At 39.4% G+C, this 18101-nt stretch carries 16 protein-coding genes; 4 read left to right on the forward strand and 12 right to left on the reverse strand.

The annotated features are described in order from the left end of the window. From FE813_RS08125 to FE813_RS08165, 9 genes are all read right to left on the reverse strand, one after another. On the reverse strand, positions 1-3484 hold a 3484-nt coding region (locus tag FE813_RS08125; RefSeq protein ID WP_258038755.1), incomplete at its 3' end, for an ESPR-type extended signal peptide-containing protein. A 197-nt stretch (positions 3485-3681) separates the two neighbouring features. Then, the gene (locus tag FE813_RS08130) at positions 3682-3996 is read right to left on the reverse strand and encodes a c-type cytochrome (protein WP_139990174.1); all 315 of its coding nucleotides are present in this window, start codon (positions 3994-3996) and stop codon (positions 3682-3684) included. A gap of 3 nt (positions 3997-3999) precedes the next feature. Then, positions 4000-4482 (reverse strand): TlpA family protein disulfide reductase, encoded by a 483-nt coding sequence (locus tag FE813_RS08135; protein WP_139990175.1) that lies wholly within the window; start codon positions 4480-4482, stop codon positions 4000-4002. After that, positions 4469-5143, reverse strand: a complete 675-nt coding sequence (locus tag FE813_RS08140) for an ABC transporter ATP-binding protein (protein ID WP_005636775.1) — start codon at positions 5141-5143, stop codon at positions 4469-4471. Before FE813_RS08140 ends, FE813_RS08135 begins: the two co-directional genes overlap by 14 nt. A gap of 41 nt (positions 5144-5184) precedes the next feature. Further along, positions 5185-6339, reverse strand: a complete 1155-nt coding sequence (locus FE813_RS08145; protein ID WP_139990176.1) for an ABC transporter permease — start codon at positions 6337-6339, stop codon at positions 5185-5187. Then, entirely contained in the window at positions 6326-7666 is a 1341-nt protein-coding gene (locus FE813_RS08150; RefSeq protein WP_139990177.1) for an ABC transporter permease, read from the reverse strand. The genes FE813_RS08145 and FE813_RS08150 overlap by 14 nt, the downstream gene beginning before the upstream one ends. Positions 7667-7668: 2 nt before the next feature. Next, complete coding sequence (locus FE813_RS08155) at positions 7669-9084, reverse strand: Fe-S-containing protein (protein ID WP_139990178.1); 1416 nt, start codon at positions 9082-9084, stop codon at positions 7669-7671. A gap of 96 nt (positions 9085-9180) precedes the next feature. Continuing rightward, on the reverse strand, positions 9181-9702 hold the full coding sequence (locus FE813_RS08160; protein ID WP_005626197.1) for an iron transporter: 522 nt from the start codon (positions 9700-9702) through the stop codon (positions 9181-9183). Positions 9703-9729: 27 nt separating this feature from the next. Further along, the gene (locus tag FE813_RS08165) at positions 9730-11613 is read right to left on the reverse strand and encodes an FTR1 family iron permease (protein ID WP_235898333.1); all 1884 of its coding nucleotides are present in this window, start codon (positions 11611-11613) and stop codon (positions 9730-9732) included. 203 nt (positions 11614-11816) lie between these two features. Here FE813_RS08165 and FE813_RS08170 point away from each other — a divergent pair, with 203 nt between their 5' ends. The 4 genes from FE813_RS08170 (at position 11817) to qseC (ending at position 15284) form a co-directional block, all read left to right on the forward strand. Continuing rightward, positions 11817-12704, forward strand: a complete 888-nt coding sequence (locus FE813_RS08170; RefSeq protein WP_139990180.1) for a Dyp-type peroxidase — start codon at positions 11817-11819, stop codon at positions 12702-12704. A gap of 131 nt (positions 12705-12835) precedes the next feature. Next, positions 12836-13201: a YgiW/YdeI family stress tolerance OB fold protein gene (locus FE813_RS08175; RefSeq protein ID WP_065264979.1), complete on the forward strand. Its 366-nt coding sequence runs from the start codon at positions 12836-12838 to the stop codon at positions 13199-13201. Between the two features lie 64 nt (positions 13202-13265). Next, positions 13266-13928, forward strand: a complete 663-nt coding sequence (locus FE813_RS08180) for a response regulator (protein WP_139990181.1) — start codon at positions 13266-13268, stop codon at positions 13926-13928. After that, positions 13929-15284: a quorum sensing histidine kinase QseC gene (gene qseC, locus FE813_RS08185; RefSeq protein WP_139990182.1), complete on the forward strand. Its 1356-nt coding sequence runs from the start codon at positions 13929-13931 to the stop codon at positions 15282-15284. Positions 15285-15331: 47 nt separating this feature from the next. On the opposite strand, the gene FE813_RS08190 is transcribed toward qseC, so the two are convergent. Genes FE813_RS08190 through FE813_RS08200 form a run of 3 tightly spaced genes read right to left on the reverse strand, consistent with a single transcriptional unit; the run spans position 15332 to position 18100 of the window. Next, positions 15332-16705 carry a sodium-dependent transporter gene (locus FE813_RS08190; RefSeq protein ID WP_139990183.1) on the reverse strand — a complete coding sequence of 458 codons (1374 nt, stop codon included), beginning with the start codon at positions 16703-16705 and terminating at the stop codon, positions 15332-15334. 59 nt (positions 16706-16764) lie between these two features. Next, positions 16765-17400 (reverse strand): endonuclease III, encoded by a 636-nt coding sequence (gene nth / locus FE813_RS08195; RefSeq protein WP_005626177.1) that lies wholly within the window; start codon positions 17398-17400, stop codon positions 16765-16767. A 1-nt stretch (position 17401) separates the two neighbouring features. Continuing rightward, positions 17402-18100, reverse strand: a complete 699-nt coding sequence (locus FE813_RS08200) for an electron transport complex subunit E (protein ID WP_139990184.1) — start codon at positions 18098-18100, stop codon at positions 17402-17404. Position 18101 lies beyond the last annotated feature (1 nt).

The following is an 18101-nucleotide window of genomic DNA, read 5'->3' on the forward strand; positions in this document are numbered from 1 at the left end:
TAGAAGCTACAGTTGCTTTGCTGTTAGCGGTAGATGCTGCTGTAGAAGCTACAGTTGCTTTGCTGTCCGCAGTAGATGCTGCAGTAGAAGCTACAGTTGCTTTGCTGTTCGCTGTAGATGCTGCAGTAGAAGCTACAGTCGCTTTGCTGTCTGCAGTTGAAGCCGCAGTTGAAGCCGCAGTTGCTTTGCTGTCAGCAGTAGATGCTGCAGTAGAAGCTACAGTTGCTTTGCTGTTAGCGGTAGATGCTGCTGTAGAAGCTACAGTTGCTTTGCTGTCCGCAGTAGATGCTGCAGTAGAAGCTACAGTTGCTTTGCTGTTCGCTGTAGATGCTGCAGTTGACGCTGCTACCGCTTTGCTGTCAGCAGTTGACGCTGCTGTTGATGCTGCTGTTGCTTTACTTTCTGCCGTTGAAGCTAACGTATTTAACTCAGTTGCAACATAATAAAGTTGTGAACCGTTGATTGCATCGGTAGATGTTGCAGATACATTTCCTGCACCTACATTTTGGATTTGACGTTTAACTGCTGTGCTACCAACGGAAACAACTCCTCCAATATCTCCACTTGCTTTTGCTTTTTGGAAGTTAGTTGAAATATCTTCACCGTTAATAGTTAAAGTAGAAATCTCATTAACTGCAGAGGTTGTGGATGAATCACCAATTGCCACATCTCCAGTTGCCGTATTGGCTGTTGCACCACGACCTAACGCTAATGTTCTGTCTAGTGCTGCATTGGCTCCTGCACCAAGAGCTGTTGCATTAACACCTGAAGCTGCTGAACCTCTACCAATTGATGTTGCATTTAGCGCAGACGCATTTGCTCTATTACCCATTGCAATAGCAAAGTCACCAGTCGCGTTTACATCACCGCCAACTGCCACCGTCCAGCTTCCAGTCGCATTTGCTTGATAACCTAGTGCTAATGATGCGGTATTGCTTGCATTTGCTCTTTGACCGAATGCAGCAGAACTTCCTCCAGCAGAATTTGCCTCTGTACCTACCGCAGTACCACTAGAACCAGTAGCATTGGCTCCCTTACCAATCGCAACAGCATTGTTGTTACTTGCACTTGCTGCACCGACAGTAACTGAGTCCTTACCTGAAGCGTTACCATAAGAACCCACAGCTGTTGCATTGTCTGCAGTAGCCGTAACGTTATAACCTAAAGCAGCTGTTGCACTTCCTACAGTAACGGTGTTTTGACCGATAGAGATTGAACTTGCACCAGATGCATTTGCATTTTTACCAATTGCAGTAGCTGATGTAGAGGTGGCAATTGAACCTAAACCAATTACAACAGAATCCGATGCCAGCCCTACAGTTTTTGCATCACGACCAATTACGGTTGAATTAGTTGTATTGGCAGCTGCATTTTGACCAATAGCGATTGTACCCTGACTGTTGTTTGTTACAGCTTCATCACCAATTGCGATTGAGCCTGGTCCTGCTGCTGTTGCATTTGGACCTAATGCAATAGAATTAGCACCTGTCGCATTAGCAGCAGCATTTAATGCCCCAAGGTTACCTGCTTTATTTGAATTGACATGTAGGTAGCTATTGCTCACTGCAGCTACTGCATTATCTGCCGCTTGTTTTGCAGCACTTGCATTTGTATTTGCTGTGTTGGCAATATTTTGTACATTGGTTACGTTTGCATTCGTAGCTTGTAATTGTCTACCTGTTACAGCCTCATTGCTTGTGGTAGAAAGTGTTGCATCTGCTAATCCAGTAATTTTTTTATTGTTAGCATTTACTGCAACGTTGTTTTTACCAATTTCAACGCCACTTGCAGTTACGCTGGTAACACTCAAATTATCAGCTAGAGTAAATTTAACTTTACCATTTGCCGCATCAGCAGAAACAGCTAAGTTATTGTTTGTTGATTCAAAGCCAATTGTTTTATCTGAATTTGCTTTCCAATCAGCAACTTTGTTTGCTGCAGCCGTGCCGCCAGCATTAATTGTTAATGTGCCTGGTTTTACTACTTCGGCTAAAGCGTATAATTGTGCGCCGTTGATTGCATCTGTAGATGTAGCAGATACATCACCTGCAGCAACGTTTTTAAGTTGGCGTTTTACTGTGTCGCTACCAAATGAAACAACACCACCCTTATCAGCACCGGTAGTTTGAATTGTGCCCGCTTTATTGTATTTAGATAATACATCTTCACCAGAAACAGTCCACGCTGATAGGGTGCTATTGGTGTTTGCGGCCGTTTTGGAATTACGACCAATAGCCACATCCACAGCATTATAACTTTCTGCACCTAAGCCTAATGCGATACCGCTATCGCCTCGTACCACGCTGTTTCGACCAATCGCAATACCATTATCGTTAGAATTGTTTAGAGTCGATGCATTATTACCGATTGCAATTGAATAGTTTTGCTCTGTTTTGGTGTTGCCTGAACCTATTGTAACTGTATTAGGTTTATTGGTTGAAATGTCACTACCAATGGTCACTGAATTAGATGCAGATTCTGAAGTCACATTCGAGCCGATTGTGACTGCTTTTACTCCACCTGTAACATTAGATTTTACTCCCATTACAACAGCTTCGGTTGCTCTATTGCTACCTGGTGCATTTACAGTAAGAGAATTACCTACAGCAACTAAGTTGTCAGCCCATCCTTCATTAATGGTGATGTCTCTACCCATTAATGATGCACCAAGTAAACCAGAGGTAATGTTTTTACCGGATATAAATTGGTTTTGGTTAGTTGCTGTAATACCATCACCCACTAAAAAGTTATTGGCGTTACCAGTAGTGATTGATGAACCAAACGCCATTGAGTTGCCAGACAATCTAATATCTGTACCAACCGCTTGACCACCCGCTGCAACAGTAAGGTTATTACCAATCCCTAAATAAGCAGAGTTTGCATAAATATCATTACCAAAATAGCTACTTCTTCTAGGGTTCATTACAGCAATGTTATTACCCATAGCATTAATCGCTAGATTTGTGCCCGAATTCCCAATAGCATTATTAAGAACATTATTATTGGTACCAATGATGTTTACTTTGTTACCAACGTTTACTTTGTTATCTCGACCGAATATGTTTATTGCATTTGGTGTTACTTGATTACCGCTGTCGTTTCGGTTATCGTAGGCGAAGAAAACCCCACCTGGTCTTTCATCACCCAATGCATTGCCAGTACCTGTTATTACTGCCGCTTGAACTAGAGCATCGCTTACACCGCCTTGAGAGACATTTTTTTTCCCCCAAATATGAAGCGAGTTGGGTTGATTTTTGTTATATTCGGTTACCGTAGCATAACTTGGCATAGCAATAGCAAATGCTACGAGCAAGGAGAGCGGTTTTAGTCCTTGCGTTAGTTTAAATCCTTTTAAGCTAGAATCATTTAAGGATTCACGCTTATCTGTACTTGCCTTTGCTTTCCCTTGCGACTTGGCTAATTCAGAAACGACTTCCAATCGTTGGGTCGTTTTATTCCAAATTATTTTAAAAATTTTGTTCATTGATTAGTTTCCTAAAAAATAATTGATAAAAAAATAGCAGCACATTATGTACTACTATTACTCATCTCTTAATTTCATAAAGAAATCAAAAATAAGATATTCCTTTTTAGAGGAATGGCGCATTCTGCCATAAAAATGATGATAAATACACCATATTTTTGTAAAGATAATGTAAAGATGGAAGAAGTTGAAAGGTTTTATTTTTTTAGGATTGGCACAAACTCAGAAAGCATTTTTATCTCTTCTTCACTCAATCTGCTTTTTACCATGTTACCTGCACCTTGTATTTTTCCACTTTTACGATCGGAAAGTGCGGTGTAAATTTCCTCTGAATTTAGCGTATTGATAATTCTGGATTGTCCTAATGCTGATTTTTCAGCGGATTTTCCGTGGCAAGTGGCACAGGTTCGTTTATAAAAATTTTCAGCTTGTTCCGTATTCACATTAGCCAATACAAATTGGCTGGCAGTGAGCAAGCTTAAAGAGAGTAGAGTAGAGTAAATTCTTTTCATGGGTTATCCTTTAAATAATTTAGTTAAATCGTCTTCGGGAATTGCGCCTTCATATTTAGCTTGAATGTTTCCTTCAGGGCTAATAACAAATGAAGTGGGCGTACCCATAAGCTGATAACGTTCTGCGGTAATTTTCATTTGATCTTTAATTACAGGCAAGTGGAGTTCACGTTTAGCCACTATGGCTTTGGTGTCCATTTTATCGCCATCCACATTAATTGCAATGAGCGAAACTTTACCAGGATTGTCTTCTGCGAGTTTTTCAAATTCTTTTAACTCTGCGATGCAATGTCCGCAAGTTTCTGACCAAAAAACTAATAATCGTGTACCTTTCCAATTCTCAAGGTTTGCAGGATTGCCTTGAAGATCATAGGCGGCAATATCAGGTGCTTTTTGCCCCACTGAGGCGACTTCATCTTTACAAGAAACGGCGCCAAAAATAACCGCACTTATGGCAACTAATTTCAATAGTTTATTTGTTCGCATGATTTTCTTCCTTTACAAATTTTCCGTGATGTAAATAAATAACACGATCGGTGAGTTCACCTAACTCTGGATTATGCGTTACCATTACAATAGTGCGCCCTTGTTGATTAAGTTTCGTGAGTAAATCTAGTACTAAAGATTCGTTTTGCTCATCTAAATTTCCCGTTGGTTCATCAGCAAAGATAACGGGCGGTTGATTCACTAACGCACGCGCAATGCAAACACGTTGTTGCTCACCGCCTGAAAGTTGGCTAGGGCGGTGATCAATGCGATGGCCTAAGCCTACTTGTTCTAATACCGCTTTGGCGGAGGCTTCATCAATCACGCTGTGATAATGTTGTGCCAGCATAACGTTTTCAAGTGCGGTCAAATAAGGGATTAAATGGAATTGTTGAAACACTAAGCCGATTTTTTCCGCGCGGAAACGTTGGCGACCGACTTCATCTAACTGGGCGGCATCCACACCATCTAAAATGACTTTGCCTTCGCTAGCGGTATCTAAGCCCGTTAAAATATTCATCAGCGTAGTTTTACCAGAGCCTGATGCCCCCATAATGGCAACAAATTCTCCTTGTTTGATTTGAATATTGATGTCTTCCAGCGCGGTAACTTGCCCGAAGCGTTTGTATAAATGTTGGGTTTCTATTACAAAATTGGTCATGGTTTTTCTCTTTTATTATCTAATTTATAAGCGTTTCAGTTTTACTCACCCTTCAACACATTCGCAACATTAATACTCAATGCTCGCCGTGTTGGAATAATAACAGCCACAAATGCCACTAATAACGAAAGTACAACCGTAATTGGTAACACTGGTAATCGCATATCAATATAAGATTTGAATACAGTTATTCCCAATACTTGAGCTAATAAATACCCCAATCCAAGCCCGATAATAATCGCACAAAATGCGATAATTAAAATTTCAGTGCTGATTTGGCGAATGATGTCAAATTTTTTTGCACCCAGTGATTTTTGTAAGGCAAATTCTTTGGAACGTTCACCGACAATGGCAATTAAGGTGGTGTTCACACATAAGGTTGCAAGCACCAAAATCACAAGGGAAATTAAGCCCATTAAGCCTTTAATTTTTTCTAAAATTTGCCCTTCTGAAGCGGAAACTTTACGGATCGGGCGAGCGGTTAAATCGGGATATTGTTGCATGATTTTTTCGGCAAATTGATCCACTGTATTGGCACCTTGCTCATTTTGCACATTGAGTAATGCGTTGTTTACTACGCCTTCTTTATCCAGCCAATTTTGTGCAAATTCAACATTCACAATAAGCATATTGTCAGTTGCATCACCAGCTTCTACAATTCCTTTAATGTTGAAACTGTGTTTTTCTACGGCATTTTTAGAAAGTTGTAGGCTGTCTCCCACTTTCACATGTAATCGTTCAGCAAGGGTTTTCCCGATCATCGCATTGCGATCGTCAAAGTTTACGTTGATTGCTGAACCCGTAATTTGCCAGTAAGGGGCGAGGATTCGCATGGCATCAAAATTTACGCCCATCAGAACAATTTTTTCCAAATCACTGCGTGCGACACCATAAAGGTAAGGACTGGCTGCGGTGATAAAACCATCAGGTGATTTTTGCAAAATTGCATTTAATTCTGCTTGATTCATCATTCCACCATCGGCCGAACCAATGTAGAAATTTGCTCCGAAAGTACGCAGTTCTTGGCTCATTTTGGTGTTGATGTCGAAGTAAACCGCTGCCATTGCAGTGACGATACTTGCCCCCACTGTCAGTGCGGTGAAAATAATAAATACTCGTTGGAGGCGTAATCTCAACGCACGGAAAATTAATCGCCAGAACATGCTTTGAGTATTTGCGCTTTTATGCTCTGCCATAAAGCACCTCGACAGGGTAAAGTTTAGCGATTTTATGTGCTGGGAACCAAGTGCCAATCACAGCAATAAGAATGGAGAGTACGAGAACACAAGGCACGACGATCCAAGCAAAATCAAGAGGCGCGCCAAATAATGCGGCACCGATAAATTTGGCTAATCCCCATCCCGCTAAACAGCCAAATATTCCGCCTACTAATGCACTTAACACTGCTTCACAGTAGAACAGTAAGGTAATTTGCCATTGATAAGCGCCCAGGGCTTTCATTAAGCCAATTTCTTTTGAGCGTTCGATAATTCCTGCGCTCATTAAGGAAGCGATACCCATTGCCGCAGCGATTAATGCCGCGAAGGTAACTACCGCTAGTAAGAGTTGGATTTTGCCAATGACTACACCTTCAGATGCAGCGACTTGCCAAATTGGGCGAACCATTGCGCCAGAAATGGCTTCTTCTAATTGATGGGAAATTGACGAAACATAAGCGGTGCAATACCAACGGTCATAGGCTTCCGCATCTAAGGCATCCGTATTGGCACGCGCTTTACGGGAAAGATCGTTTTCTGGCACAGTGAGGGCAGATACGCGGACGGATTGCACTTTGCCTTCCAAACCCAGCAAATTTTGTACCGCACTTAGGGGCATCACAAGCTGATTATCTTCTGTTCCACCCGTACTTAAAATCCCTTTAATTTCTACCGCACTTTGTTGGCTTTCGCCGTTATCGTTTGTGTAGCTTAAGCTAAGTTTATCGCCAATTTTCCAACCATTACTTTTGGCAAGTTGTTCGCCTGCAAGTGCAGGAACGATTTCGCCAAAGTCATTGTTTAAATCATCAACCCATTCTCCTTCCACTTTCCAATAAGGGCTAATGATTCGTTGTCCTGTGTGGTAATCCTCTTCATCAGGCACGGCAATATTATGATCAAAGAAGGTACCAAGCACATTAATCGTTTTAGGCGCTGAAAGTGCGGTGGAATTTTGTGAAGATTTTGTCACTTGCACATTTGCTGAAAGCAACGGGGCAAAACCCACGATATTATTTCGCCAGAAAATATCTTTGATATTGGGAAGTTCTTTTTCATCTAAAAAATCTTGGCTAGATAATGAAGAACTATGGCTGAGTTCATCAGGTAATGCTGCATTGCTGGCTGGCTCCACCAAAATATTGGCACCGTAAGATTTCAGCTCTTTCGCCATTTTGTCACCAATATCAATGGAAACAGCAAGCAGCGCAGAGACTAAGCCTGCTGCTAAGAAAATAGTGATAATGGCGAGCAATTTACGTTTGATACCAAATCGCCAAGATTGAAATAACATTCTAGCAAGCATTGTTATTCCCCTTTTGGATTTTCGTTTTTGTTAATACCGAGATAGTTATCGGGATTATCGCGGAATAAATCGAGATTTTTTTCGTTCTCAAAGAAATAAGTATGCCCTTCGTGGCTATATTTATATTCAGTTTTAGTGTTTTTGAGTTTGACGCCACTAATCGGATCTTGTACTTCAATTTCCACAATCGTACTGAATAGATTTAAGCCATCTTCAAGGCTTTTACGAGAAATCACGATTTCATTTTCAGTTTGTTGCCAATTTTCAATCGGTACAGGGTTGCAACCGCCTGGTTTACCGATAGATGGAATAAAGAGATGCACGCCACAACCAACACAGACTACTTGATTGCCTTGCATGACATAGCCTTGATCGCCACAGAGTAGGCAAGCATCGAATACTGCCGCCATACTGACTTTATTTGGTTGGCGATTGATAATGAAAAAGCGTACGGCTTTGCCATCGTCAGCAATCCAAACAAAACGGTGAAGTTTACCATCTTTAAGTGGCTCAAGTGCTAAATGCACTTCATTTTTGTCATTAAGTTCTACTGGAATTGCTTCGGAAAGTTGTGGCGGTTGAGAGGCAACTTTTTCCCAATAAAGTTGGCTTGCGGCAACAAATAAAATCCCCAATATGCCCCAGTAAATGGTGCGTTTTGATGTTTGTACGAAGGCTAATTTTTTGCGTTTTTCAATAAGATCTTTTTCGGCTTTTGCTTCTTTTAAACGTTTTGAATGTGTTTGAATGGTAAAAATACACAAAACAACTAACATTAACACAACACAAATAATATTGAGCCAAGCGGTGATTTCCCCTGATTTTGCCACAAAACTTAACCGCACTTTAGTGAGTTCAATGAGTTGTAATTTCATCAAGGTAAGCAACAGTTCTGCTACAAGCGGAAGAATTAAAGCGATAAAAAGTAAAAAGCTGAGTGCAAAAAGTGCGGTGGATTTTCCTTGTGTTTTTTGTTGCTGTTTAAGTAAGAAATAGAGCCATGCACTTGAAGCTAAACTAAAAATTACGCCAAAAATAACCGCACTTATATTTAAAATAAAGTCTGTGTTAATCACATCTGTGTTGGTGAGAGCGGTGATGTTTGGATCTTTCGCCCAAGTTGCTCCCGCGATAAGCATTAATGCAAATTGCCAGAATGCGGCAAGGTTTGATGATTTACTCCATTGGCTGATTGCAAAGAGTAAAAAGATAATTAAAAAGCCGATGGTTAGAATAAGATTACTGGTTTGTCCATTAGGAATATTTAGTCGTAGGACAACACCCAAAGCCAAACCAATAAGGCTTAGCCAAATAAGCGTTTTAGGCGAAATATTGCCTTTTTTAATTGCCCAAGATGCACCGAGTAAAAGCGAAATCGGCAATAGAGATTGCAGAACAAAAATGAAAAAATAAGTCATAGAAGGAGGATTTTTTAATGGTAGGGTGGGCTTTAGCCCACCGTTTTTTCATGTCTGATTGTTAATTGGTGGGCAGAAGCCCACCCTACAGCACTATTATTTTAAACCAGTAAATTTAAATTCATAATTTACATCAAATGGTTTCCACCAACGACCTACGCCAGTTTCTTCATCAGTGTGGCGGTGCATACCAGCTTTTGGTGGCGGATCGATATGATAAGTTAATTTATAGTTACCCACGCCCATCATTTTGATGTTTGCGCCATAGTGTGGGCCATCGCCAGCAACCATTGGCATGAAAGTACCTTCTTGTTTAGCACCAGTATCGGTATTGACTAAGGTATAGTTGATGGTTAAATAAGGCATCCATTCACCTTCACCAAAACCGTTTTTGTTACCTTTCACCGCGTGAATATCTGCTTCTAAGTGAATATCAGATTTTGCTGCAGGCAAGCCCATGCCGCGAGGTTCCATATCCACTGGTTTTAAGTAAACCGCTGCAATTTCCATGTCATTCATAGTAACTGCTTCACCGATTGGATATTCTTGGAATGCGTAAGCAGAAGTTGCTGCAAACATTCCTGCTAATAAACTTGCGCTAAGAAGTGCTTTTTTCATAGTTTCTCTCCTGAGATGAGTTTTGAGTTAATTTGAAACCGCTTTTTTGCTTTGATATTTCATAACAAACAAAGCAAAAATAGCAGCAAGAATTAAGATTGCTTGTGGTACAAGGGTTTCCACATAAGGATAAACACCTAACCACGAGATTTCTGGTACACCGTTAATTAATGTCGGTTCAAACAGTTTACCTTCAATAAGTTCAAGTACAGATTTGCCAGCGAATACAAATGCCATTAAATACATAAATGAACCAGTAAACATAAAGAATGGTTTTAATGGCAATTTAACCACGGTGTAACGCATTATAAAGTAGCAAATCGCCAGTAAAATCACCCCGCAAATAAAGCCAGCAAAAAGATAAGCTAAACTAACCGCACTTTTCGCATCGCCAACTAGGGCATAATAGAATAATACGGTTTCTGCGCCTTCACGATATACAGCAAGGAAACTGGTCAGCCATAAGCCGAATAGCGAGCCTGCTGTTAATGCCGTTGATAGTTTACCTTCGAGATAGCGTTTCCAGTTTTGTGCTTCGACTTTAGAAAGCAACCAGTAACTCATACTAAATAACATGAAGACTGCAATAATCATTGTGAAACCTTCAAGCAATTCGCGGTTTTGCCCTGAGTTTTCAAAAATAAGTTGGAAGATGAATGCAGTAACTATGCTTGCCCCTAGCGCCACATAAACGGATTGGCGAATAACTGGCAATTTATCGTGATGATTGTTTTTCACCATATAAGCCACAATAGCGGCAACGATTAATAACGCTTCTAAGCCTTCACGTAAAATAATAAGCAAGCTATATAAGAACATGGACCAATTACTTTGTTCTCCGCCTTGTAATATTTGAACGGCTTTCGCTAAGTTTTGGCTTAAACCAGCGGCTTGTTCTTGCAATTTGTCGCCATTTCCCGCTTTCATCAGACTGACTAAACGAGTGAAATAACCTTCTAATTCTGCTTTAAAATTGCTATCGCGCGAGCCTACTTTGTTTTCCATGCCAGAACTTTCAAATATATCAAAATAAGTGTCTTGCACCGCAAGCATGGCTTTTTTCGCATCGCCTTGTTCGTAAAGGGCAATAGCTTGTTGAATCCGTTGGTTGATTTCAGTCGTAATTTTTGCCCAATCTTGATCTGCAACGTTATCTGAAGTTTGCGCTTGTGATTGTGTCGCTTGAGCGTTTTGTTCATCGCGAGTGGTTGGCAAATTAGGAAGCTGTTCTTCAATATCTTGCAAGAGTTGTGTGCTTTGGTAAGCAATTTCTGTCATTTGATCGGGTTGTTCGCTCAAACGAATCAAATTATAGAATTGTTGATTGATCGCTGCTGAAATTTCAGAAGAGCGGTTAGTTCTAACCGACATTTCCATTTCAGAATTTTTGTAGCCGTCATATTGAGCTTGTTGGAATGCTTTTTTAGCATTGGCAAAATCACCGCTTTCATAAGCGGTAATAGCTTGAGCAATAAAATCATCGATGGTTTTGAAACTTTGTTGCCAATAAGGTTTGATGGCTTGATTATCATAAACGCCGTGCTGACTATCAGCATTGAGTTGATGTCCTTCAACAAGAGAAGGTAAAACTTGCTGTAATTCATTTTTTAAACCGTTGATTTTGGCTTGAACCTCATTCATTGGTTTACCTTCGCCAATCATTTTGCGAATTTCACCAAAAGTAGCTTCCATTTGGTAGCTTTTTTGCGCTGAAAAATTAATGCGAATCGGGCCTTCTAAATTTTCAAATATTTCAAAATAGGCCATTTGTACTTCGGTTTTGGCATCATCAATTTTGTTTTCTTTAAGAAGTTGTTCGGTGTGATTCAAGCGTTGAGTGATGTCATCTACCCATTTTTGATAGTTGTTTGCAAAAACAGATTGAGACAAGAGAAATAGGAAGGGAATCATTACGTAACGAAAAACGCGAAACATAAGAGTTAATCCTTTAAATGAAATTTATTCTTGTTTAGAGGTTATATTAAATAATAAAAAACCGCAATAATGAAATCGTATTTTTGTGATGGAAATCAATTTATGCTGAAATATTTAGGATTTTTATACAGTGTTTTTGTATAATCTGACCGTTTTTTTATTGATGTACGGAGATTTTTATGACTGCGCAAACGGGTATTTTACTTGAATCTTGTAAAGCAGGTGTATTTTTAGAAGCAAATATTACGGATTATTCTGTTGTCTCTAAAGCTATTCATCAATTCCTTGATAATCTTGAACAGTTACAACAAGCGTATCCTGATGCTCGTCTAGGTGCCGTGCTCGCTTTTGGTGATAGCGCATGGAAAAAGTTAGGTGGTCAAAGTGCGGCAGAGCTTAAACCTTTCGTAACCTTAGGCAAAGGTGATCTATCTGCGCCTAGTACACAAACTGATCTTTTAGTTCATATTCAATCGTTACGCCCTGATGTTAATTTTTCTGTGGCACAAGCTGCAGTGAATGCTTTTGCTCAAGCTATTGACGTTCAGCAAGAAATTCATGGTTTCCGTTGGGTGGAGGAACGAGATCTCACAGGTTTTATTGACGGAACTGAAAATCCTAAAGATGCACAACGAGCGGAAGTTGCCTTAATTTCAAATGGCAATGATAAAGATGGGAGCTATGTGTTTACTCAACGTTATGAACATAATCTCGCTAAATGGGAAAAATTAAATACAGCAAAACAAGAAAATGTGTTCGGACGCACTAAAACGGATAGCGTAGAAATGGAAGATAAGGCAGATACTTCTCATGTTGGTCGAACAGATTTAAAAGAGAATGGCAAGGGATTAAAAATATTACGTCAAAGCTTACCTTATGGCACTGCGAGCGGTACGCACGGATTATTCTTTATTGCTTACTGTGCAACGCTTTATAACATTGAACAACAGTTGCTTAATATGTTTGGTGAAAAAGACGGAAAAACTGACCGCATTTTAGGTTTTACTAAGGCTGTAACGGGCGCTTATTATTACGCACCGTCTATTGAGCAGTTAAATAAACTTTAATTTATGAGAAACCTAAATTAAAAAAATTTAGGTTTTTTTATGTTTCTTAATCTTTTCTTAAGATTTGTTTGTTTTAATACACACATCCAAGCAATGGTGCTTGAAATTAACTGACTTAAAAAGGAAACATTATGAAAAAATTTGCATTAGCAACAATCTTCGCATTAGCAACCACTTCTGCATTTGCAGGTTTTAACGGCGGAAATACTCAAGGCGGTTTTCAACAAGCAACTCCTTCAGCAATTAGTGTAAAACAAGCTTTATCTGCAGCAGATAATTCAATGATCACTTTAGTGGGGAATATCACACAACAAATTGATGACGATGAATTTTGGTTTACCGATGGTACAGGTCAAATCAAAGTGGAAATTGAACGCCACGTTTGGAATGGTTTAAATGTAGATCCAAGTGATAAAGTGAAAGTTTACGGTAAATTAGATAACGAAGCATTCGAGAAAGCGGATCTTGAAGTATTACGTATCGAAAAAGTAAAATAATCATTCTTTGAAAATGGCGAGCATTAGCTCGCTGTTTTTGTTTATAAAGAGCGGTCAATTTTTTATGAGAATTTTATTGATAGAAGACGATAATCTAATCGGCAATGGTTTACAGATTGGTTTAACTAAACTAGGTTTTGCCGTAGATTGGTTTACGGATGGTAAAACTGGAATGAATGCTTTAGTTTTAGCACCTTACGATGCTGTAGTGTTAGATTTAACTTTGCCGAAACTTGATGGATTGGATGTATTGCAACAATGGCGCTCCAAACATCAAGATGTTCCAGTATTGATTTTGACTGCCCGTGATACCTTAGATGAACGTGTAAAAGGATTGCAAAGTGGAGCAGATGATTACCTTTGTAAGCCTTTTGCTTTGGCTGAAGTTGCGGCGCGTTTGCAAGCACTTATTCGTCGTCGTTATGGCCATCATCATTCTGTGATTGAGCACGCTGGCGTTAAACTCGATCCCAATCAGCGTTCTGTTTGGCTAAATAATCAACCTATTTCTTTAACAAGCCGTGAATACAAATTACTTGAATTATTTATGCTGAATAAAGATCGCGTACTGTCTCGCTCATCTATTGAAGAAAAATTATCAAGCTGGGATGAAGAAATTAGCAGTGGGGCATTAGATGTGCATATTTATAATCTCCGTCAGAAATTAGGTAAGCAATTTATTCGAACTGTACACGGAGTTGGATATGCGTTGGGAGTAACGCAATAAATGAAAAACAAACGTTTAAGTTTTCGCCTTATTTCTGTTCTTTCTTTCACCGCACTTTTTGTGTGGGGTGTATCTACTGCTGTCGCTTGGTGGCAGGTGCGTAGTGAAGTGAATGATGTTTTCGATGCCCAACAAATCCTTTTTGCAGAACGTCTTGCCAATTCAGATCTTAGCCATATTCTGTTAGAGCATGTCGAAGATATTAATAAAATCCAGCCACATTCGTTCAAAAAAAACTATGATGATGACGCATTGGCTTTTGCTATTTTTTCTAAAGATGGAAAACGTTTATTAACAGATGGGCGTAATGGCGATAATTTTGTGTTTGATAATGAAATTGGCTTTGCGAAAGGCTATATGCTGAATGATGACGATGAATGGCGTATTTTCTGGCAGCCTGTAGCGAATGGAAATTTGATTATTGCTGTTGGGCAAGAGCTTGATTACCGGGAAGATTTAATTGAAGAAATGATCTTTGGGCAAATGTGGATTTGGTTTGCGAGTTTGCCTATTTTGATCATCGTTTTAGGATGGTTGATTCATAAAGAACTTCGACCGATTAAACGTTTAAGTCAAGAAGTTCAAACGAGAAAATCTGGCGATGTGTCATTGCTGAATATAGAGGGCTTACCTGCTGAGATTTTACCCTTAGTAAAAAATTTAAATCAATTTTTTGACCGCACTTCGGCCATGCTACAACGCGAACGTCGTTTTACTTCTGATGCAGCCCATGAATTGCGTAGCCCATTGGCAGCACTGCGTATTCAAACTGAAGTTGCTCAACTGGCGGGTGATGATAGGGAATTGAGAGAACAAGCACTTTTGCATTTAACACAAGGGATTGATCGTGCATCGCAGTTAATTGAGCAACTTTTGACCCTTTCAAAACTAGATAATTTACAAGAATTGGAAGAATTGCAGCCTATTGATTGGGAAGGCATCATTCAATCGCTGATTGCTGAGCGTTATTTTGTGGCAGAAAAGCATAAAATTACGTTGGCTTTTGAGAAAGAATCTGAACCCAAGCAGAAACAAGGACAACCAATTTTAGTTTCATTGATGCTTAGAAATTTACTCGATAATGCCATTAAATATTGCCCAGAAGAAACAACCGTTTCAGTGAAAATCGCATTTTCTCAGATTATTGTTGAAGATAATGGTGGTGGCGTTAAACCTGAAGATTTGAAAAAACTTGGTCAGCGTTTTTATCGCCCAGCTGGACAAAATGAAAAGGGCAGTGGTTTAGGGCTTTCTATTGTCATGCGAATTGCGGAATTACACGGATTCAAAGTGCGGTTAGAAAATGTTATAAAAGAAGGGCAGAGAATTGGCTTAAGGGCACAAATATTTTTATAAACATTTCCTTTAAAAAAGAAAACCGAGTAAAGACTCGGTTTTTCTCTTTAGAATAGGTTACTGATAAAGATGACCAAAATAATCACTGGCACAACGAATTTCACATAGTTAAACCAGATTTTAGTAAATGTTGAGTCAGGTGTCGGAGAAAGTTCTTTTTTCGCCTCATCTTTTAACACGAAACCAACGAAAATAGCACAACCAAGTGCGGTCAGCATAAAGAGAATATTTCCACTAACATAATCATAGAAATCAAAAATGCTTTTGCCGAAAATGGTGACATCTTTCCATACATTATCGCCTAAAATTGCTGGAATATTACCCAAGATAAAAATCCCACCAAGGGTTAAGACAATCGCTTTGCCACGGCGCATTCTGAGCTTTTCTTGTAATGCGGTAATGATCACTTCATAAATTGTGATTGAAGTAGTTAGTGCAGCAATTAATAATAAGCCGAAGAAAATAATTGCAAAGAATTTACCCGCCCATAAGTGAGAGAATACGATAGGTAAACTTTGGAATACTAAAGTTGGGCCTGCATTTGGTTCAATCCCAAAGGTGAAAAGTGATGGGAAGATCATAAAGCCAGCAAGTACGGCAATAATTGTGTTGGTGAAACCTGTAATAACTGCAGTATGGATTAAGTTTTCTTCTTTATTTAAGTAACTGGAAAGGGTAATTAATACACCAAAACCAAGGCTTAATGCGAAGAATACTTGACCTAAAACGAAGATAAATAATTGTGGCGTAATTTTGCTGAAATCTGGTTTTAAATAGAATGTAATTCCTTCCATTGCGCCAGGTAATGTTACGTTGCGAATAACCATTCCAATGAGGAAGATGAATAGCAATGGCATTAAATATTTTACAGAGCGCTCAATTCCACCAATGATCCCTTTCGCTAAAATAATGTAATTCACCACAACAAATAAGAAGGTGTATAGAATAATTTCATAAGGGCTATTGCCAATATGTAGCTCGTAGAAATCTTTGGCGACATCTTTAGTAATGGGTGCGGAGATATCTAAGGTACCGCTGATTAGGCTAATGATATAAGAAATAACCCAGCCACCAAGCACCATATAATATGCCATGATACCGAATGAACCGAGTAAGCCCATGTAGCCAAGGATTTTCCAATATTTGGAAATGCCTTTTCCTTTATCTAGAATTTTATCGCCAAAGGCATCAATGGAGTTTACACGTAAGCGACGGCCAATAACGTTTTCAACGAGAATCATCGGAATACCGATTACGATCATTGCGATACAGAAAAGTAGCACGTAGGCTCCGCCACCATTTTCGCCCACAAGGTAAGGGAAACGCCAAGTAGCGCCGAAACCGACAGTTGCGCCTGCGACAGTCATGACATAAGTGAGTCGGCTCGACCAAGTTTGTCGTTGTTTGTTGTTTGTTGTCATTTGTTTTCCTATTTTTAATAAAAAGTGCGGTAAATAATTAGAGTGTTTTATCGCAAAAATTAAAACTCAATTTTTTCTTTATATTCACACAGATCTTCAATAATGCATGAGCCACAACGAGGTTTCCGTGCAATACAAGTGTAGCGTCCGTGTAAAATTAACCAATGGTGAACATCCACTTTAAATTCATCAGGTACGACTTTAAGCAGTTTTTCTTCCACTTTTACCACGTCTTTACCCGGTGCAAAATTAGTTCGATTGCATACACGGAAAATATGGGTATCCACCGCAATAGTTGGATGACCAAATGCCGTATTTAGTACAACATTGGCTGTTTTTCTGCCCACACCTGCTAATGCCTCTAAGGCTTCGCGATTTTCAGGCACTTCACCATTGTGCTTTTCAATTAAATCACGGCAGGTTTTGATAATATTTTCTGCTTTGCTATTAAAAAGCCCGATAGTTTTAATATAGCTTTTTAAACCATCTAATCCTAAATCTAAAATCGCTTGAGGTGTGTTTGCAACAGGGAATAGTTTTTCTGTCGCTTTATTCACACCTTTATCAGTTGCTTGTGCCGATAGAATTACCGCAATTAATAATTCGAAGGGCGAATTATACTGTAATTCTGTGGTCGGGTGGGGATTTTGATCTCTTAATCGGGTTAATATTTCGATTCTTTTTAATTTATTCATCTTATTTATCAATTCGATTTTTTATTGCAAGGAGCAAGCCTAATCCTATAAATGCGCCTGGAGGCAAAATGAAAAGTAAAAAACTACTGTCTGTATGGTAAATATGGAGCGTTAAAAATTTCGCTTGTTCGCCGAATAGATTTTCGATGCCATCAAAAATCGTACCTTGTCCAATGATTTCACGCAATGCGCCAAGTACTGTCAAGCTAAGCGCCATCCCTAATCCCATTGAGAAACCATCCCAAACTGAATGGAGTAAGCTGTTTTTTGAGGCGAACGCCTCTGCTCGACCAATCACAATACAGTTGGTAACGATGAGTGGAATAAAAATCCCAAGTGATTGATAAAGCGTATAAGTGTAAGCATTCATTAAAAGTTGAACGACAGTTACAGTTGTCGCAATAATCATCACGTAGATTGGAATGCGGATTTCATTTGGAATATATTTACGGAAAAGCGAAATGACCGTATTTGTGCAAGTGAGCACAAGCATTGTCGCTAACCCCAATCCAAGAGCGTTGGTGGCGGTGCTAGACACCGCTAAAAGCGGACAAAGCCCGAGAAGTTGGACAACCGCAGGATTATTTTTCCAAATTCCTTGAGCAAAGATTTCTTTCCACATGGATTTTTGTTGATTTTCAACCGCACTTTCTATCTGTTCATCTTCAAGTGCGGTATTTTTTTCAGTTAAATCTGTCATA

Source organism: Haemophilus seminalis (assembly GCF_006384255.1).
Lineage (GTDB): Bacteria > Pseudomonadota > Gammaproteobacteria > Enterobacterales > Pasteurellaceae > Haemophilus > Haemophilus seminalis.

Bases quoted from the DNA above. Each gene is read 5' to 3' on its own strand.
- FE813_RS08180 (WP_139990181.1), top strand. From the start codon at position 13,266: ATGAGAATTTTATTGATAGAAGACGATAATCTAATCGGCAATGGTTTA.
- FE813_RS08175 (WP_065264979.1), top strand. From the start codon at position 12,836: ATGAAAAAATTTGCATTAGCAACAATCTTCGCATTAGCAACCACTTCT.
- qseC (WP_139990182.1), top strand. From the start codon at position 13,929: ATGAAAAACAAACGTTTAAGTTTTCGCCTTATTTCTGTTCTTTCTTTC.
- FE813_RS08200 (WP_139990184.1), bottom strand. From the start codon at position 18,100: ATGACAGATTTAACTGAAAAAAATACCGCACTTGAAGATGAACAGATA.
- FE813_RS08135 (WP_139990175.1), bottom strand. From the start codon at position 4,482: ATGCGAACAAATAAACTATTGAAATTAGTTGCCATAAGTGCGGTTATT.
- FE813_RS08150 (WP_139990177.1), bottom strand. From the start codon at position 7,666: ATGCTTGCTAGAATGTTATTTCAATCTTGGCGATTTGGTATCAAACGT.
- FE813_RS08130 (WP_139990174.1), bottom strand. From the start codon at position 3,996: ATGAAAAGAATTTACTCTACTCTACTCTCTTTAAGCTTGCTCACTGCC.
- FE813_RS08140 (WP_005636775.1), bottom strand. From the start codon at position 5,143: ATGACCAATTTTGTAATAGAAACCCAACATTTATACAAACGCTTCGGG.
- FE813_RS08145 (WP_139990176.1), bottom strand. From the start codon at position 6,339: ATGGCAGAGCATAAAAGCGCAAATACTCAAAGCATGTTCTGGCGATTA.
- FE813_RS08165 (WP_235898333.1), bottom strand. From the start codon at position 11,613: ATGATTCCCTTCCTATTTCTCTTGTCTCAATCTGTTTTTGCAAACAAC.
- FE813_RS08155 (WP_139990178.1), bottom strand. From the start codon at position 9,084: ATGACTTATTTTTTCATTTTTGTTCTGCAATCTCTATTGCCGATTTCG.
- FE813_RS08190 (WP_139990183.1), bottom strand. From the start codon at position 16,705: ATGACAACAAACAACAAACAACGACAAACTTGGTCGAGCCGACTCACT.
- FE813_RS08170 (WP_139990180.1), top strand. From the start codon at position 11,817: ATGACTGCGCAAACGGGTATTTTACTTGAATCTTGTAAAGCAGGTGTA.
- FE813_RS08160 (WP_005626197.1), bottom strand. From the start codon at position 9,702: ATGAAAAAAGCACTTCTTAGCGCAAGTTTATTAGCAGGAATGTTTGCA.
- nth (WP_005626177.1), bottom strand. From the start codon at position 17,400: ATGAATAAATTAAAAAGAATCGAAATATTAACCCGATTAAGAGATCAA.